Below are 17203 nucleotides of genomic sequence, written 5' to 3' on the forward strand. Positions count from 1 at the left end.
CGTGCTCTCTCGCGTCTGGGCCATCTCACTCCCTCTCCCCGGCCCGCAGTTCCTGTACGGCCCGCCGTCTGCCGCCCCACCACGCCTGCACCAGCACCGCCGCCAGCGCCAGCGCCGGTACCGCCACCGACGGCAGCGCCAGCGCCAGCGGGTCCGCCCGCAGCTCCGCGCCGCCGGGGCCGAGCAGGTCGGGGCTCTCCTCGCCGAGCGCGAGCGCGCTCAGGTCGATGCCCGGTCCCAGCAGCCGTACGGTGACCAGCCCCGCCAGCGCCCCGACCAGACCGGCCGCCACCAACTGCGGCAGCGCCTCCAGCACCAGCAGCCGCCGCCCGTGCCGCCGGCTGAAGCCCATCGTGCGCAGCCGCGCCAGCAGCGCGACCCGCTCGGGGGCGGCCCGCAGCAGCGACAGCAGGACGGCGAGCAGGGCGTAGCCGGTGGCGGCGACCGCGGCGGCGGCGTACAGCCGCTCCGCGCCGCGCTGGAGCTCCGAGGCGGCCAGGTCGTCCGTCACGTCGTCGCGCAGCAGCAGGGTGGCGCCGGGCGCGGAGTCGCGGGCCAGCTCGCGCAGCGCGGCGCCGTCCAGGCCGCCGGCGGCGGAGAGCAGCAGCGTGTCGGGGCGGGCCTCGGTGACCGCCTCCGTGCCGGGCAGTTGCCGCGCCACGCTCTCGGCGTCCACCACGGCGAACTGGCCGCCCGTCAGCGCCGGCGTCATGGTCCGTACCGCGGCGACCTCCGCCGTGATCCGGCCCCGGGACGACTGCATCCCCAGCGTGCCGTCGCCGATCAGGTCGGCGACGCCGGGGGAGACGAGCGCGGGCAGCGCCCTGCCGCCGTTCCCGTCCCGCAGCCGGCCGGCGTCGAAGGGGCCGAGGCCCAGGTCGGCGCTGAGGCGCGCGTACGCGGTCGCGTCGACGGTCAGCAGCGTGAGGTCGCCGCTCAGCCCGATGACCTGGAGTCCGCTCTCGGTGCTGACGGCGGCCGCGTGCCGTACGCCGCCCACCTCCTCCGCCTTCGCGGCGAGACCGTCCGGCAGCGGCGCGGCCGAGGTGAGGCGGGCGTCGCCGCCGACGCTGTGCAGCGAGGCCGTCTCGCGCGCGTCGGCGACGCCCGCGAGCACCGAGCCGCCGAACGAGGCGGTCGTCAGCGCCACGAGCAGCGCCAGCAGCGGCAGCGCCGAGGCCGCGGGGGCGCGCCCGGCGCGGGCCAGCGACAGGAAGCCGAGCGCACCGCGCGCCCACGCCGCCGGCCGGGCCGCCAGCCGCAGCGGCAGCGGATACAGGCGTACGAACACCGCCGCGGCGACCACCCCGACGAGCACCGGCGCCGCGCTGACCAGCGCGTCGGCGCCGCCGTCCGCGTCGTCCCTGCGGCGCAGCACCACGATGGCGCCTACCGCCAGCACCACCGCCGTCAGCTCCGCCACCAGCCGCTGCCGCGAGGGCCGCGCCCTGACCAGGTCGGTACGGACCGGGGGCCGCGGCCGGCGGACGGCGGCCACCGCGAGCAGCGGCAGCGCGCACAGCGCCAGCGCCGCCGTCGCGCCCGCCGCGAGCAGCGCGGGCGTGTGCCGGGCGCCGGGCAGCAGCACGACGGCGAGGCCGTAGCCGGCCGCGGCGGCGGGCAGCACGGCGGCGGCGTTCTCGGCGAGGAGGCGGGTGGCGATGCCCCGTAGCGAGCCGCCGCGGGAGCGGAGCAGCGCCAGTTCGGCGCGGCGCCGGGAGGCGGCGAGGCCGCCGCTCATGCCCAGCACCACCGCCGCCACGGCACCGACGCCGAAGGCGGCGACGGCCACGACGGGTGTGACGGCTTCGCGCACCCCCGTGTAGCCGGCGAGCAGCCCGGTCGCTCCGGTGGAGATGTCGAGCGTGCCGCCGGTCCGCTGGGCGAGCCGCTCGAAGCCGGGGCCCTCCTGGAGGGTGGTCAGGGCGTCGAGCACGGCGGCCACGTTCCGGCCGCGGAGCGCGCCGCCGGCCACGGGCACGTTCCAGTACGCGGAGGTGCCCGCGTCCTCGAAGGACGGGCCGAACGACTGCGTGCCGGCGAAGAGTGCGGGGCCGCTGTCGGGGTGGAGGAGGAAGGCGGCGGCCCAGTAGCGCTGCGGGTCGAGCGACTCCGGCTTCTGGCGCAGCTCGGGGGTGCGCAGGAGCGGGTCGACGGACCAGTAGTCGCTGCCCGGCGCCTTCGGCTCCAGGATGCCGGTGACCTCGACGACGACCGTGCCCTCGGACTGCGGGATGTGGACGCGGGAGCCGACGCGCAGGTTCAGCTTGCCGGCCGTGGCGGCGGAGACGGCGGCCTCGAAGGCGACGTCGCCGCCGCCTTCGGCCTCGTACGCCGTCGCCTCCGGCAGCCGTCCCCCGACCACCCGGGCGCGCTCCTCGACCCCGGCGCGCGCGTCGAGCTGCACCTCGGGCCGCTGCCCGTCGGTCTTCGGCAGCCACGCGTCGTCGGTGACGAGCACGGGCTTGGTCCGTACGCCGTACGAGACCTGCCCCCGCTCCGCCCGCAGCGGGGCGCGGAACTCCGCCAGCACCGTCTCCGTGAACCGCTCGACGACCCGCCCGCCCATCGACTCCGCCTGGTCCTCGAACATCACCTCGGGGTCCGGCTGCGCGGTCACCGCCACGTTGCGCTCGGCGGCCGTGGCGCCATCGATGAGCCGGCGGGCCTCGCGGTCCTCGTACGTGTCGACGCCGCGCGGGAACGCGGCGGCGAGGAACGCGGTGACGAGCACGAGCAGCACCAGCGCGACCGCGCCGCCGGGCGCGGCCCGCAGCCGGGTCCGCACCCAGGGGGCGGCGCCGGGCGGGCCGGATGAGCGGCGTGGCGGGTCGGCGGGGGCGTCCGCTGCCTCCGGGGCGTCCGGGGACTCGGGTGCCTCCGACGGGTGCTGTGCGGGCATGTCACCGGCCTCCCGGTGTCGACGGGGCGGGCCGGACAGCGGCGCGGGCGGGCGGCATGTCACTCGCCTCCCAGGCGCAGTGCCGTCGCCGGGTCGCCGCGGCGCAGCGCGACGAGCACGGTGACGAGGACGGGAACCGCCGCGACCGCCGCCAGCAGGCCCGCCACGGACCCCGCGGGCAGCTCCACCACCACCGGCGGCACGGGCTGCGCGGCCCGTCCTGTGAGGGTGATGAGCGGGATGACGGAGCGGGCCAGCGCCCAGCCGAGCAGCATCCCCGCGGCCAGCGCGAGCGCGATGAGCACGCCCTGCTCGGCGGCGAACGTGCGCGCCAACTGCCGCTGCGGGGCGCCGAGCGCGCGCAGCACGGCGAACTCGCGGGTGCGTTCGCGTACGGACGCCGCCGCGCTGACGGCGAAGCCGAGCGCCGCCAGCACCGCCGCCGCGACGGCGGTGGCGGCGAGCGCGGCCTGCGGTCCGGCGCCGAGCGGGTCGCTGCCGAGTTCGTCGGCGAGTTCGTCGCGTACGAGGACGTTGCCCGGGTCGGTGTCGGCGCGGTCGCGCAGGGCGGCGACGGTGGTGTCCGTCTCGCCCGGCTGTGTCGTCAGCCACCACTCCGAGGGCAGCAGCGTGGCCAGGCCGCGCTGGGTCAGTGCGCTGTTGGCGGTCGGCAGGTCGAGCAGCAGGGCGCCGCCGAACTGGGCGCGCGAGGGCTCCGCGGCGGCCGCGGGGGAGCCGGGTCCCGTGGTCGGCAGCTCCTGCATCGAGCCGGTGATCTTCGCGGAGAGGCTGCCGCCGGGGACGGGGACGCTGATCGTGTCGCCGACCTTCGCGCCGGTGGACTTGAGCATCTTGTCGGTGGCCAGCGCGGTGAGCGGTGGGGTGGGGCCGCGCGCGGCGGTGACGGTGAGGGTGACCAGGGGCGGGCCGGCCCAGGTGTCGTAGTACTGGTCGCCGGTGTCGTAGCTCAGGGAGAGCGCGGAGTCGCCGGTGCTACGGGGCCGGTCGGCGACCGCTGCGGGGATCTCGTCGTGCAGCGCCTCGGGCTCGGAGACCGCGCGGGCGTGCCACTTGAACCCGTCGGGCAGCGGCACCTCCCGGGCATCGGCGGCTGCGTCCTCGTCGCCGATGGGCTTGGTGACCTCGACGCGGGCGACGTCCAGCCGGCGCTGGCCGCCGTCCCTCGGCTGCGGGTGTACGAGCCGGAGCCCCGTGAGCCGCAGCGGCCCGGCGGGGCGGCCGTCCGGCGCGCCCGCGGCGGCGGCGACGTCGGCGGTGAGGGTGTGCGTACGGCCGTCGGCGGGGAGGTCCCCGGCGGGCAGTTCGTACGCGGCCCCGTACCGGTCCTCGACGAGCACGGTCACCGCGGCCCGCCCGCGCGCGGTCGCGTCGGCGTCGAGCCGCGCCACCAGCCGCACCTCCCCGGGCAGCCCGGGCAGCTCCAGCCCGCCGGCCCGGCCGGTGCTTGCGGCAGGCGTGCCCGGAGCCGGGGTGCCGGCGGTCGGGACCGCGGTTCTCGCGGCCGGCGCGGCGTTGGCGCCCGGGAGTCCGTCGTCGCTGGTGCGCTCGGCGACGTGCTCCGCACGCGCGGCCGGACGAGCCGCGCCGCCCGCGGGATACGCGGCGGCGCCGGTGTTCCCCGTGGCCGTGTTCCCCGTGGCCGTGTTCCCCGCGTCCGCGGCACGCGCGCCCGCGTTGCGCTTGTCCTCCGCCCCCGGCGGGGCCAGTTCGCCCAGCAGCTTCGCGCCCTCCGCGCCGTCCGCCAGGTCCGGGCGCAGCCGCAGGCCCTTCGCCGCCTGGGCCGTGTCCAGGGCCAGCACCTCCGCAGAGCCGCCGCCCGACAGGCTCATGCCCCACCGCGCCGCCGGCGCCGCGGCGGTCACGCCCGGGACGCGCTCCATCATGCCGCCCTGCCCCAGCTCGGGGAGCCGGCTGGTCAGGACCCGTACGTCGGTGCCCGCGTGGAAGTCCGCCTGGTCGCGCTGCGAGCGATCCCAGGACGCGCCCTGGGCCAGCGCCAGCATGCCGATCGCCACCGCCAGCACCAGCAGCAGCACGGGACCCGCGCCGCGCAGCGGGCGGCGGCTCAACTGCCAGCCCGCGAGCGCCGAGGGCAGTCCCCGCCCCGCCGCCGCACGACGCTCCGCGAGGCGGGCGACGGGCGGCAGGAGGCGCAGCGTCAGCACCGTGCCGGCCAGCAGCGCCAGCGCGGGCGCGGCGACCAGCACCGGGTCGATGCCCAGGGTGCCGGGGCGGTCGCCGCTCAGCGCGCCGCTGCCGGAGGTCTGCCGGTCCAACTGCCAGTAGGCCACGCCCGCCACCACCAGCAGCGCCCCGTCCGCGCCCGCCCGCAGCGGCGCGGGCAGCGGCTTGGCCCGTACCGTACGGCCCGCGGACAGGACGCCGTCGGCGCCGCCGCCCCGCAGCAGCGTCGGCGCGACGACCGCCGCCGCGCAGCCCAGCGCGCAGGCCGCGGCGACCAGCCAGGTGCCGCTGCCCGCCGCCGAGTCCGGGGTGAGCCCGGCCCGCTCCAGGGGGCCGCGCGCGGACAGCAGCCGGATCAGCGGCCCGGCGAGCAGCGGCGCGGCGATCGCGGCGGGCAGCGCGAGGAGCAGTGACTCGGCGGCGGTCAGCACGCCGATGCGCTGCCGCGAGCCGCCGCGGGCACGCAGCAGGTCCGTCTCGCCGCGGCGCTCCGCGCCCAGCAGCCGGGCGACGAGCATCAGCGCGTACGCGGCGAGCAGCACGAGCTGGAGGGCGACGATCAGCAGCGTCGACCGGCTGACGAGCAGGGCCCGTTCGGTGCCGTCGAGGAGCTGCGGGAGCCGCGTGGTGGCCACGGCGCGGCCGTCGAAGACCGGCTCGTCCGCGAGCGCGCCGGAAGCTTTCTTCACCGACGCGCGCAGGGCGTCCGCGCGGCCGGCGGTCATCTCGCCGAAGTCGCCGCGCAGCACCCACGCCCCGGCGGCCTGCGCCACCCGGCCGGAGGCGAAGGAGCCGGGGTCGGCGAGGAGGGGCCCGTAGGTGGTGTAGCCGCCCTGCTGGACGCCCTTGCCGCGGAGTTCGTCGGCGAGCCAGTACGGGGCCTCACGGTCGCGGGGGCGGTAGACGCCGGTGATCTCGACGGGCAGCGGCGGGTCGTCGTCGCTCCGTCCGGCGAGGGTGAGGGTGTCGCCGGGCGCGAGGCCCAGCCGGTCGGCGGCGATCTGCGGCACGGCGACCTGCACGGTGCCGCTGTCCCGCGCGGCAGAAGTGCCCGCGGCGTCCGGGGCCTTGGCCGCCGCCCCCGGCCAGCGGCCCGCCGTCAGCGCGACCTCCGACCGCTCCAGCGCCCCCAGATGCGTCAGATCCGGGTCCTCCCCCGCCCGCGCCGCCGGCGGCTGGAGCCGGCGCGGCAGCTCGTAGGGCCCGGAGCGGTCCAGGCTCTGCACCCGTACCGGCAGGCCCGCGAAGGCCGCGCGCGCGTTGTCCTCGACCGCCTTGCCCGCCGCCGCCCGGTCCGCGCCGGTCAGATACGGGACTTCCAGGGTCAGCGCCGCGTCGGCCGCCGCGTCACCCGCCAGCGTGCGGCGCAGCGCGGCGTCGCCGACGGTGCCGGAGAACGCGGCGAGCGTCGCCAGCACGGCGGTGGTGAGCAGGACGGCGAGGAGGGCCGCGGCGAGGAGCAGCCGGTGCGCGCGCGCCCGCAGCAGAACGAACCCCGTCACGCATCCCCCAGACACCACCGTCGAATTGTCTGGATGCTGTCAGAGCGTGCTCGCACGCGGTAGCGAGTGGTGGGGGAAATTGACCGGATCGTGACCGGCCGTAACCCGCGGGTACGGAGCGGAATCCGCCGGTCAGCCGGGGGTGTTGACCATCGAGGCCGCGGCGTACACCAGGTAGTCCCAGAGCTGCTTCTCCTGCGCCGGGGGCAGCTCAAGCTCGTCCACCGCCGTGCGCATGTGGCGCAGCCAGGCGTCGTGCGCCGCGCGGTCCACGGCGAACGGCGCGTGCCGCATCCGCAGCCGCGGGTGGCCGCGCGCCTCGCTGTACGTGCGCGGGCCGCCCCAGTACTGGATGAGGAACAGCGTCAGCCGCTCCTCCGCCGGACCGAGGTCCTCCTCGGGGTACATCGGGCGCAGCAGCGGATCCTCCGCCACGCCCTCGTAGAACCGGTGCACGAGGCGGCGGAACGTCTCTTCGCCGCCCACCTGCTCGTAGAACGTCCCGGGCGGCGGCGGTCCCACTGGAATCTCTGTCATCGCATCCATCGTCTCATCCCGCCCGGCCGAGTACGGAAGTCGTAGGACCCCGCCCGGGCGCTACGCCGCGTCCCAGCGGAAGAACCGGTGCGCCAGCGCCGTGAACACCGCCGCCGTCAGCAGCAGCACGCCCATCGTCGGCAGCGCGTCCGACCAGCTCCCGCCGCGCGTCAGCACGTCCTGCATGGCCTGCACCAGGTGCTTCAGCGGCAGCGCCTCGGAGATCGTCCGCACCCACGGCGGCGCCTCGTCGAGTGGGAAGAACGAACCGGACAGGAAGGCCATCGGCAGCACGATGATCTGCGCCAGCCCGTTGGCGGCGTCCTCGGTCTTCGCCCACGCGCCGATCGCGAAGCCGATCGACATGAACGCCACGCTCCCGCAGGCCACCAGCGGGATCACCAGCCACCAGTCGCCGGTCAGCTTCAGCCCGTAGTACGGCACCGTGGCCACCAGCAGGAAGATGGCGGTCTGGCCGAACGCCAGCAGCATGTTGACGCCGAGGCGGGCGGAGATCACCGGGCCCGCGCGCACCGGCGCCAGCCAGAGCCGCCGCAGGATGCGCTTCTTGCGCCAGTTGACCAGCCCGAGCGCCGCGCTGAACACCCCGCCCATCGCCACCGCCCAGCCCAGCAGCCCGGGGGTGAAGTACTGGATGGCATGGAGCGACTCGTCCTCGACCTGCCCGCCGGTCAGCGTGTACGCGGGCGGCTGCCCGGTCGCCGCGATGCTCGCCTGGTCCACGACCGACCTGAGGACCCCGCCGACGTTGCCCGCCTGCACCGGGTCGGCGGCCGAGACCCGCATCTGCACCCTGCCGCCGGGCTCCTCCCACACGGCGGCGTCGGCGTCCCCGTCCCGTACCTTCGCCAGCGCCCCGGCCCGGTCCCCGGACTTCTCGATCTCCAGTACGTCGTCGAGGCCGGCCCGCGCCTTCGCCGGCATCTCGTCGAAGACCTCGACGGCGCCGACCTGCACCATCGTGGCGCGGGAGACGCCCGCGTCCTTGAAGAGCGCGCCGAACAGGGCGAGGAACATCAGCGGGAAGATCAGGATGAAGAACACGGAGGCCCGGTCGCGCAGCAGCCCCAGGGCCATGGCCTTCGACAGGCTGACGAACGGCTTCACTCGCGGTACTCCCGCCCGGTCAACTGCAGGAAGACGTCCTCCAGCGAGTCCACTTCCAGCTCTGCGGCCAGCTCGGCGGGCTTCCCGACGCGCAGGATGCGGCCCGCGTCCATCACCGCGACGCGGTCGCAGAGCACCTCGGCCTCGTCCATGTAGTGCGTGGTCAGCACCACGGTGCGGCCCGCGGCGTTGATGCCGCGCAGCAGGTCCCACAGGTTGCGCCGGGCCTGCGGGTCGAGTCCCGTGGTCGGCTCGTCGAGGAAGACCAGCTCGGGGTCGTGCACCAGCGCGCAGGCGATCGACAGCCGCTGCGCCTGGCCGCCGGAGAGCTTGTCCTCGCGGGTGCCGGCCTTCTCGGTGAGGCCGACCTCGGCGAGCATCGCGTCGGCCCGCTCGTCGGGGATGCCGTAGAGGGAGGCGAAGGTGCGTATCTGCTCGCGGGCGGTGAGCTTCTCGAAGAACGCGGACGCCTGGAGCTGGACGCCGATGCGCCGCAGCAGCGCCTGGTTGCGCGGCCAGGACGGCTCGCCGAGCAGCACCGCCCGGCCCTCGTCGGGGCGGCGCAGGCCCTCGACCATCTCCAGGGTGGTGGTCTTGCCGGCGCCGTTCGGCCCCAGCAGCCCGAAGAACTCGCCCTCGCGGACCTCGAAGCTCACTCCGTCGACGGCGCGCACGTCGCCGTAGCGCTTGCGCAGGCCGGTGACGGAGATCGCGGCGGTCATGGGCCGACCCTAACGGCGGAACGGGCGTTCCGGGAGGGGTGGGGGGTGCCGTTCGTGCAGTTCGGGGGTGGTACGCGCGTGGGGGGTGCGGGTCAGCCGCAGATGCCCGTCATCCACGGCCGCCGCTCCTCGAACTCCTGCACCTTCTGGATGTTCCGCAGCCACGGCAGCGGGTCGAGACCCTCCGCGGCGAGGTACTGCAGCGCCGCGTTCCAGAACGCGTCGCGCACCGCCGGCGGCATCACGTCGGAGGCGTCCAGGCAGCGCGGCAGGCCGGTGTCCCCCAGGTCGCGGACGATCCGCTGCGTCACCGCGTCGGCGGAACGCGGCGTGCCGCGCTCGGAGTTGGCGCTGTACACCGGCGACTCCGAGGAATCGGCCCAGGCCCGCTGCCCCTCCAGGGAGGCGAGGAACCGGAACACCTCCAGTGCCTTGGCCCGGTCGTCGAAGAGCGCCGCGAAGTCCCCGCTCACCTCTCGCCCGCGCGCCGCCGTCGTGCCCGGCAGGAACGGCGTCGAGGGCAGGTAGTCCGCCCGGTCCGCGGCGTCCCCGTACAGGTCGCGGGCGAACGAGCCCTGGTGCTCGGCCACGCACCGCTCGTCGGTCTCCACCCGCCCGCCGAACAGCAGCCCGTCCTCCTCGTCGGCGCCCCGGTAGTCGTTGAGCAGCGCCCAGCGCGCGGGCCCGGTGCCGTCCGACTTCATCAGCGTCCCCCACGCCGTCCAGGCCCGTACGACGGGCTCCGCAGTCCACTCCAGCTCGCCCCGCGCCCAGCGGGCGTACGTCCGCGGCCCGGCGGTCTGGAGCAGCAGGTCCTCGATCCAGTCGCTGCCCGGCCAGCCGGCGGCGCCGTCGTCGCCCATGCCCACGCACCACTCCCGGGCGCCGACGGTCTCCGGCCTGCCGTTGGCCGCCCGGTACCAGACGATGCTCTTCAGCGCCGCGCGCACCGGCACCCAGTACACGCGCTCGCCGGACTTCCCGGTGGCCCGCGGGGTCCACGGGGCGTGGTACTGCTCCCGCGCGTACAGCCCCCGCCCGTCGAGCGGTTCGAGCCTGCCCTCGGCCGCGTACTCCGCCAGCTCGCCCGGGCCCGGCATGATCACGATGTCCGGCGGGGTCCCTGCCTGCGCCTGGGAGAGCAGCACCTCGCGCTGCGCGGCGGTGCCCTGGTAGACGTAGTCGAAGCCCTGGCTCCGCAGCAGGTCCTCGAACGTCTCCTCCTGCGTGCCCGTCCACGGCCCGAGCACCGTGACCGGGCGGTCCACCGCTTCGTCGACCGGCGGCTGGCCGCCGACGCAGCCCGCGAGCACCGCCGTCGCGACCCCCGCCACGAGGACCCGGCGCAGCCGGGACATCCGGAGCACGGCTAGTCCCTCCCGTAGTCGTCGTACAGCCGCCAGAGCAGCCCGCCCGCGGCGCAGACGACCGCCACCCCGCAGCCCGCGGCCAGCCACGGCAGGGCGCGGGTGGCCGCCGAGGTGGACGCGATGGTCTCGCGCACGGTCGCGGCCTCGGCGTCGATGCGGTCCTGCGCGTCGGTGCGCTCGACCCGCACCAGCGCGCTGTGGACGGCGTCCAGCTTCTCCTGGGTGTCGTACGTCGCCGCGAGCGGCAGCGCGGCGAGGAGGCCGACGAGCACCAGTGCCACCGCCAGCCAGCCGCTGAACAGCCGCCCGCAGCACCGCCAGAGCACCCGCCAGGCCAGCAGCAGCACGAGCGCGAGCAGCAGCAGCGCCGTCACCGCGACCATCCAGCCCGCCTTCTCGGCGGCGGTCACGTCCGTCTCGTCCTCGATGCTCGCGAGCTGAGCGCGCTGGAGCTCCTCCAGCCGCGGCTGGATGCCCGTGAGCTCGCGCCGCAGCACCGTTTCCGCCTCGCGCAGCTTCTGCTCGCGCATCAGCCGGCTCTCCGCGCCGCGGTAGAAGGCGGCCTCGTTGACGGCGTCCTGGTACGCCTTGTGCAGGACGTTCAGCACCTCGACGACCCGGCGGCCGTCGTCGCCCTCGATCTGCCGGTCGGACAGCCGCGACAGCGCCTGGGCGGCGGCACCGCTCTGCTGCTGGTAGCGCTCGCCGGGACCCACGGTGTCCATGAGCCCGTCCACGTACGAGCGGTGCACCTGGTTGTCCGCCTCGTCCAGCGCCTTGCGGAACGCCACCGCGTCCTGCACCGCCGGCACCGAACGGGCCTGCAGCTCCGCGGGCACGCGGTGCACGGTGCCGTACGAGACGAGCAGCGCGGTGCTGCCGACCGCGCCCAGCACCAGCACCGCCGCCAGGTGGCGCAGCAGCCGGAACTTGACGGTCTCCGGCAGCAGCAGCGCGCGCAGCAGCCGCCGCAGCCGCGCCCTCACCCCGGGCTCCCCGCGGCTGCCAGCCGGGTGCCGCAGGCGACGCAGAAGGCGGCCGCGGCAGTGGCGAGCCGGCCGCAGCCGGGTGCGGGGCAGGGGATGCCGGCGGGCGCGGGCGGGGCCACGTCCAGGGGGCGGTCCTGGCCGCGCGACAGCCGGTTGCGCAGCACCGCCGGCCGGTCGACCGCGGCGCCCGCCCGTACCCGTACGACGCCGTTGGCCGCGTCCAGCACCTCGGCGACGCGGTTCAGGTCGTGGTCGAGGAAGTCCCGGTCCCTGAGGGCGTAGGCGAGCTTCGCCGCCGCGCCCAGCATCTCGGCCGCCGTGCGCAGGTCGCCGCGGGAGATGGCGGTGCAGCCCGCGTTGAACGCCTCGGCCAGATCGTCGCGCAGCAGGTACGTCGCGCTGGCGCCGCGGGCCCGCACCCGGCCGGGAGCCGCGTCGTACGACCAGCGCACCCGCACCGCGGCCGCCGTACGCCCCGGCAGCGCCGCGACCCCGGGGCCCAGCGCAACCTGGGCCAGCAGCAGGTCGGCCTCCAGCATGTCGGCCTCCCGCCCGGCCGCGGGATCGCCGTCCGGGCGGGCCTCGACGGACAGGATGTAGCGGCGGGTGCCCGCGTCCCACAGCCGCGTGCTGAAGACATGCCGCCACGGGTCCGCGCCCGCGGGGTGCGGGTCGGGCCGCAGCTCCCGGCTGACGGGGGCCGCCTCGCGGAAGGACCGCAGCGTCACGCCGGCACGCAGCCGCACCTCGACCGGCACCGCCGGCACCCGCGTCGAGCGCAGCCGGCCGGCGATGTCCGCGAGCCGGGCGGCCAGCGGCCCGGCGCCCTCCGCCAGTTCCGCCCGGCCGTGCAGCCGGGTCGCGATCCGGGCCGGCAGCGCCGGCTCCCAGTCGCCGCCGACACCGATGACGTCGCACGTCAGCGTCTCGGCGCAGGCGTCGATCGCGGCGTCGAGGCGGCCGTCGTCGTGGCCGCGACCGTCGGTGATCACGAGCAGGTGGGCGATCCGGCGCGGCTCCCTTGCGACGTGCGCGCGGGCGGCGTCGAGCCACGCCGCGTAGCCGCCGGTGCCGCCGCCCGCGGGCAGCAGCCGCTCCGCCTCGAAGCGCGCGGTGTTCCGGCTGATGTCGTCCGCGTACGCCCAGACCTCGCTGGCGTCGTACGGGTAGCAGATCCGCGGTGCGCCGCCCCCGTGCAGCACCGCGAACGCCATGCCGTCCGGCAGCGCCGTGATCGCCGCGGCCACCGCCCGGCGGGTCTCCGCCAGCCGCTGCGGCGCGAAGTCCAGGGCCACGATGACGCCGGTGTCCGCAGCCGCCGGGACCGGCCCGCCCGCGGCCTCCGCGGTGATCTCCACGGTGCTGTCGACGGTGTGCGCGGCCACGTCCGCGCGCAGCCGGTGCTGCGCCTCCGCCGCGTCCGCGAGCGTGACGCCGAACCGCAGCGTGTCCATCGGGGTGCGCCTCCAGGGGGCGGGTCAGACGACGGTGGGCGGGCGGACCGCGTTGTGCAGCTCGATGAGCTTCGCGCGGTCGTCGTCCCGGCAGTGCCGGGACAGCTTCCGGTAACAGGCGGCGAGCAGCAGCCGGATGGTGCGTTCGGGGGTGTCGCGGGCGGCGGCCGGGCGGGACGGCAGCGCGCCGGGCAGGGGGCGTTCGCCGGCGCGCGGGCGGTACGGCTCGCCGAAGAGGCGGCCGTACGGGAAGCCGTCGCCGCCGCCCGCCGAGTCCGGCCCCGTGACCAGGTCGAGTGCCCACTCCAGGAACTCCGCCTCCAGCAGCAGCCCGTGCTCCTGCGCCAGATGGAGCGGCGCCGCGCTGCCGGTGTCGGCGGCGTCGGCGAGCCGCGCGCGGGCCCTGCCGATCTCGGCGAGCGGCGGCAGCGCCGGGCCGCCGGTACCCAGCCGCGCGGCCGAGACCCGCAGGGTCGCGATCCATGCGGCGCCGTGGTCGGGGGAGTCCATCGGCATGTTGTCCAGCACGTCGACCGCCTCCTGCCGGCTGCCGCGGGCGAGCGCGAGCCGGGCCAGGCCGAACGCCCCGTTGCCCTGCATGCGGTTGCGGTACCAGACGGTGCGGTAGTGGTCGGTGGCGATCCGGCGCAGCTCCTCCGGCGTGCGCCCGCCGGCCGTCCCGGCCGGGTCGGCCGCCGCGGCGGCGGCCAGCCGCTCGGCGCAGTAGCCGAGCGCCAGCTTCGGCGCGTACTCGCCGGGCAGCCGCCGGTAGACCGCCTCGTAGTGGCCGTACGCCCGGTTCAGCGCCGCCACTTCGGGTGACACCGCGTCGCCCGGGCCCTGTTCACCCTCAGGGAGGACCCGGGTCCCGCCGCCGTCCGCGGCGGCCTGCGCCCGTACCAGGTCGAGCAGCCCCTCGTACCAGTCCAGTTGCCAGGTCCGGTGCGGGCTGCCGGCCAGGATCTCGCGCGCCTCGGTCAGCTCTCCCGCCGCCTCCGCGAGGGCGGGCGCAGGCACGGCCTGCAGATGCATCCGTACGTTGTGGAAGCAGATCTCCGCGGACGGCTCGTCCGCGGGCTGGTGCAGCTTCCTGCCCGGATGGGTCGACGAGAGCCCGAACAGGCCGCGCTGGCCGTCCTCCGCGTGCGGCCTGGGCACCGGCAGCGCCGCCGCCACGTCGCCCGCCGCGGGCGGCCGGGTGTCCAGCGGCTCGGACACCTGCCGGGGGCCGCGCCGGGGCGCCGGCCGCTCCAGCCAGCGGCGCAGCGGCGGCAGTTGGCCGAGGCCGGCGTCGAGCAGCCGCCGCGTCGGCACGAACAGGGCGGACGGCTCCGGCCGGTCGGGCTTGGTGCGCAGCGCCCGGATCTCCCGCAGCACGCCGCGCAGTTGCTCGCTCATCTCGGCGGCGGAGGCGAACCGGTCGCCCGGCTCGGGCGCGGTGGCGCACCGCACGACGTACCGGAAGGACGTGATGCCGGTGCCGGGGATGTCGCGGGTGGCGGCGAAGCGGGCCAGCTCCTGGAGCGTACGGCCGATGGTGTGCAGGTCGTGCGCGACGGTCGGCCCGGTGCGGTCGACCTCGGGCGCGGCGTAGCCGGCGGTGCGCACGGGCGCGGTGGCCTCGCTGATGCGGCGGACGCCGCCGAGGTCGATGACCTTCAGCCCGTCGCGGTAGTGGATGACGTTGGACGGCTTCATGTCGCAGTACGCCAGCGGCCCGATGGGGTCCTTGCGCCGGTGCAGGTGGTCGAGCGCGTCGAGGATCCGGCAGCCGTAGGTGATGACCTCCTCTATGTCGAGCCCGCGCCGGCCGCGCCGCACCTCCGTGACGATCTTCTCCAGGGTGTTGCTGCCGACGTACTCCATGACGATGTAGTTCATCGGCTGCTCGGTGCCGCCGCGCTCCTCGCGCAGATAGTCGAGGATCCGCACGATGTCCGGGTGGTCGAGCGCGATGAGGTAGCGGCGCTCGCTCTCCGCCAGCTCGGCCAACTGCTTGTCGTGCCGGTTCAGCAGCTCCTTGACCGCGACCTGGGTGTCTTCGAGGCGGGTGTTCTCGGCGAGGTGGACCCAGCCCTGGCCGCCGTGGGCCAGGCAGCCGAGCACCCGGTACTGGCCGAGCATGTCGCCCTCGCGCAGCCGCGGCACGAACGAGTAGCGGTGCCCGCAGGCCGGGCAGTGGCCCTCGTTGGGTACGGGCGGCTCCACCAGCGGCGGCGCGAGCAGGGCGCCGCACGCCTTGTTGCCGCAGCGCTTGCCGTACGCCAGCGGCGCGTTCTCCGGGATCACCGAGTCGTACGCGTCCTCCGCGGGCAGCTCCGGCAGCACCAGCGGCTGCGCCGGGCCGCCGTCGGGCTCCGGCAGCCGCGGCGCGTCGCGGTGCCGGCCGCAGCTCGTGCAGTAACCGGCGGGCAGCAGCTCGCCGGGGCAGCCGCCGCCGGAGAACAGCCGGTGGGGGCAGCCGGTCCGTACGCCGGGGTCGGTCATCGGGGGCCCTCCAGACGGGCGATGTCCGCGCGCAGCCGGTCGGCCAGCTCGCGGAGCACCGCCACCGGGTCGCGGGCGCAGTCGTGCGCGGTGAGCGCGGCGTTGCGGGCGTTGGCCATCCGCGGCCCGGTACGGCCTCGCTCCAGGGCGATCACCCGGCGGACCAGCCCGCGGGCGTACCCGCGCAGCGCCGGGCACTCCACCCGCCGCTCCGCCTCCTTCAGGAACTCGGTGCCGGGGCGGCGCAGTACCACCAGCAGCCGGACGCCCAGCGCCGCCAACTGCGTCAGCACGCCGAGGGCCGCGATCGGCTCCGCCGCGGTGTCGGCCCCGGCCACGGCGACCCTGACCGGCAGGTCGAGCTGCCGGCCCGAGTCGCGCAGGGCGGGCCGCGGGCCGCCGCCGCGCAGCCAGGCGGTGAACGCGCTGCCGTACGGCTCCGGCAGCCGCAGCCGCTCGCCCAGCGCGTACGCGAGGTCGTCCGCCCTGCTCCCCGCGGCGTCCAGGGCGATCTCCACCCGGTCGAGGCCGGCGGTGAAGGCGAGGTCCCGGGCGGAGCCCTCGGGTGCGGTGGCGAGCAGCACCGGCGGCCCGGCGCCCGCGGCCCAGCCGGCGAGCCGCGCGGCCAGCCCGGCGTCCGCGCCGGTGCCGGGGCGGGCCGGTACGACGGCGGAGAGCGCGGCGTCGCGCGGCGCGGGCCCGCCGATGAGCCGGTCCACCTCCGGCAGCAGCTCCGCGATCCGGTCCAGCGGGATCATGTGCCCGTGCCGCTTCTCGAACTGCGGCACCTGCCCGTCGTCGTAGAACCGGCTGACGACCATGCCCAGGACCTCGGGCGGCGGCTCGGGGGAGACCTGGTCCAACTGGGCGTTGGCGACGCCCGCGCCGCTGAAGCCCGCTTCGAGGACCATCACCTGGTTCTCCGGCGTCAGTTGCCACCAGGCGCCGTACGGGCCCTCCACCCGGGCCCGTACCCATAACCCCTCGTCGCCCCTGGCGGGGAAGCCGCCGATGAGCACCTTCGCGCCGGTGTAGCGGGGGATGCGGCGCAGCGGCGCCGGGCGGGCCCCGGCGCGGGGCGGGTCGAGGGACAGCAGCGCGACGTCGCCGTCGGCCGGTTCCGTGCCGCAGGGTCTGACGGAGCCGGGCAGCGGGCGGGCGCGGCTGGGTGCGACGGCGCCGCGGTAGTCGGCGTAGTCGACGGTCAGCTCGCCGTCGGTGCCGTCGAGGGCGTGTGCCGAGGTCAGGGCCCGGTCGGGGGCGATGAGGATGCCCGCGCCCAGCACCTTGCCGCCGGCGCGCAGCCGCAGCCGCCAGCCGTTTCCCTCCGCGGCAGCCCGATCCCCCATGACGGCTGACGATAACGCTCCCGGCGGCTCCCCTCTACACTCTGGCACGGCTCAATGACAGATAGTCATGAGGTGAAGGGGGCACGCTGATGGCGCACGAGGCGCAGGGCGACGAGTTGGTGGGGCTCTCGGACGCGATCGCCGAGGTGCGGCGGGAGTTGGCGAAGGCGGAGCGCGAAGGGGAGCGGAGCGACTGGCGGTTCCGGGTGGACCGGGTGAGCCTGGAGTTCGCGGTGGAGCTGCACCGTACGGGGGAGGGGCGGCTCTCGCTGCGGCTCGGCGTGGTGGAGGCGGGCGCCGGGGGATCCGCGACCCGGGTGGGTACGCACCGGGTACAGCTCGATCTGGTGCCGCACGGCGCGGCCGGGGACCGGCCGATCAGCCGCTGAGGGCGCCTCGCCGTTGAGGCGGCCGTGGTACGGGGCGGTGCGGTGGTGCGCGGGTCCTGCCGTGGTGCGGGGTCCGGCGGTGGCGTACGGGATGGGGTCCGTACGACATCGCCTCTGCCGTCCGGCTCGGAACGATTCGGCACCGGGCCTTCGGGGTCCTGCGGGATGA

At 76.5% G+C, this 17203-nt stretch carries 11 protein-coding genes; 1 reads left to right on the forward strand and 10 read right to left on the reverse strand.

Going from position 1 to position 17203, the window contains the following annotated elements:
• Positions 1–25 precede the first annotated feature (25 nt).
• The 10 genes from CXR04_RS24730 to CXR04_RS24775 form a co-directional block, all read right to left on the reverse strand.
• Positions 26–2902: a hypothetical protein gene (locus tag CXR04_RS24730; protein ID WP_101424473.1), complete on the reverse strand. Its 2877-nt coding sequence runs from the start codon at positions 2900–2902 to the stop codon at positions 26–28.
• Between the two features lie 59 nt (positions 2903–2961).
• Positions 2962–6609, reverse strand: a complete 3648-nt coding sequence (locus CXR04_RS24735) for an FtsX-like permease family protein (RefSeq protein ID WP_101424474.1) — start codon at positions 6607–6609, stop codon at positions 2962–2964.
• A 132-nt stretch (positions 6610–6741) separates the two neighbouring features.
• A complete protein-coding gene (locus tag CXR04_RS24740) occupies positions 6742–7146 on the reverse strand; it encodes a globin (protein WP_101424475.1) in 405 nt (134 codons plus the stop codon).
• A 60-nt stretch (positions 7147–7206) separates the two neighbouring features.
• On the reverse strand, positions 7207–8274 hold the full coding sequence (locus tag CXR04_RS24745) for an ABC transporter permease (RefSeq protein ID WP_101424476.1): 1068 nt from the start codon (positions 8272–8274) through the stop codon (positions 7207–7209).
• Positions 8271–8996, reverse strand: a complete 726-nt coding sequence (locus tag CXR04_RS24750; protein ID WP_101424477.1) for an ABC transporter ATP-binding protein — start codon at positions 8994–8996, stop codon at positions 8271–8273. The genes CXR04_RS24745 and CXR04_RS24750 overlap by 4 nt, the downstream gene beginning before the upstream one ends.
• Before the next feature lie 92 nt (positions 8997–9088).
• Positions 9089–10363, reverse strand: coding sequence for an ABC transporter substrate-binding protein (locus tag CXR04_RS24755; RefSeq protein ID WP_101424478.1), 1275 nt, complete (start codon positions 10361–10363; stop codon positions 9089–9091).
• A gap of 2 nt (positions 10364–10365) precedes the next feature.
• A complete protein-coding gene (locus CXR04_RS24760; RefSeq protein ID WP_101424479.1) occupies positions 10366–11352 on the reverse strand; it encodes a hypothetical protein in 987 nt (328 codons plus the stop codon).
• The gene (locus CXR04_RS24765; RefSeq protein ID WP_101424480.1) at positions 11349–12809 is read right to left on the reverse strand and encodes a VWA domain-containing protein; all 1461 of its coding nucleotides are present in this window, start codon (positions 12807–12809) and stop codon (positions 11349–11351) included. The genes CXR04_RS24760 and CXR04_RS24765 overlap by 4 nt, the downstream gene beginning before the upstream one ends.
• 24 nt (positions 12810–12833) lie before the next feature.
• Positions 12834–15296, reverse strand: a complete 2463-nt coding sequence (locus CXR04_RS24770; protein WP_101424481.1) for a tetratricopeptide repeat protein — start codon at positions 15294–15296, stop codon at positions 12834–12836.
• A complete protein-coding gene (locus CXR04_RS24775) occupies positions 15293–16645 on the reverse strand; it encodes a S1 family peptidase (RefSeq protein WP_101424482.1) in 1353 nt (450 codons plus the stop codon). Before CXR04_RS24775 ends, CXR04_RS24770 begins: the two co-directional genes overlap by 4 nt.
• Before the next feature lie 89 nt (positions 16646–16734).
• Between CXR04_RS24775 and CXR04_RS24780 the strand changes: the two genes are divergently transcribed.
• Complete coding sequence (locus CXR04_RS24780) at positions 16735–17034, forward strand: trypco2 family protein (protein ID WP_101424483.1); 300 nt, start codon at positions 16735–16737, stop codon at positions 17032–17034.
• The last annotated feature ends 169 nt before the right edge of the window (positions 17035–17203 follow it).

This window comes from Streptomyces sp. CMB-StM0423 (assembly GCF_002847285.1).
GTDB lineage: Bacteria > Actinomycetota > Actinomycetes > Streptomycetales > Streptomycetaceae > Streptomyces.

Coding starts and splice junctions, on each gene's coding strand:
- CXR04_RS24780 (WP_101424483.1), top strand. CDS start 16,735: ATGGCGCACGAGGCGCAGGGCGACGAGTTGGTGGGGCTCTCGGACGCG.
- CXR04_RS24750 (WP_101424477.1), bottom strand. CDS start 8,996: ATGACCGCCGCGATCTCCGTCACCGGCCTGCGCAAGCGCTACGGCGAC.
- CXR04_RS24740 (WP_101424475.1), bottom strand. CDS start 7,146: ATGACAGAGATTCCAGTGGGACCGCCGCCGCCCGGGACGTTCTACGAG.
- CXR04_RS24775 (WP_101424482.1), bottom strand. CDS start 16,645: ATGGGGGATCGGGCTGCCGCGGAGGGAAACGGCTGGCGGCTGCGGCTG.
- CXR04_RS24730 (WP_101424473.1), bottom strand. CDS start 2,902: ATGCCCGCACAGCACCCGTCGGAGGCACCCGAGTCCCCGGACGCCCCG.
- CXR04_RS24765 (WP_101424480.1), bottom strand. CDS start 12,809: ATGGACACGCTGCGGTTCGGCGTCACGCTCGCGGACGCGGCGGAGGCG.
- CXR04_RS24770 (WP_101424481.1), bottom strand. CDS start 15,296: ATGACCGACCCCGGCGTACGGACCGGCTGCCCCCACCGGCTGTTCTCC.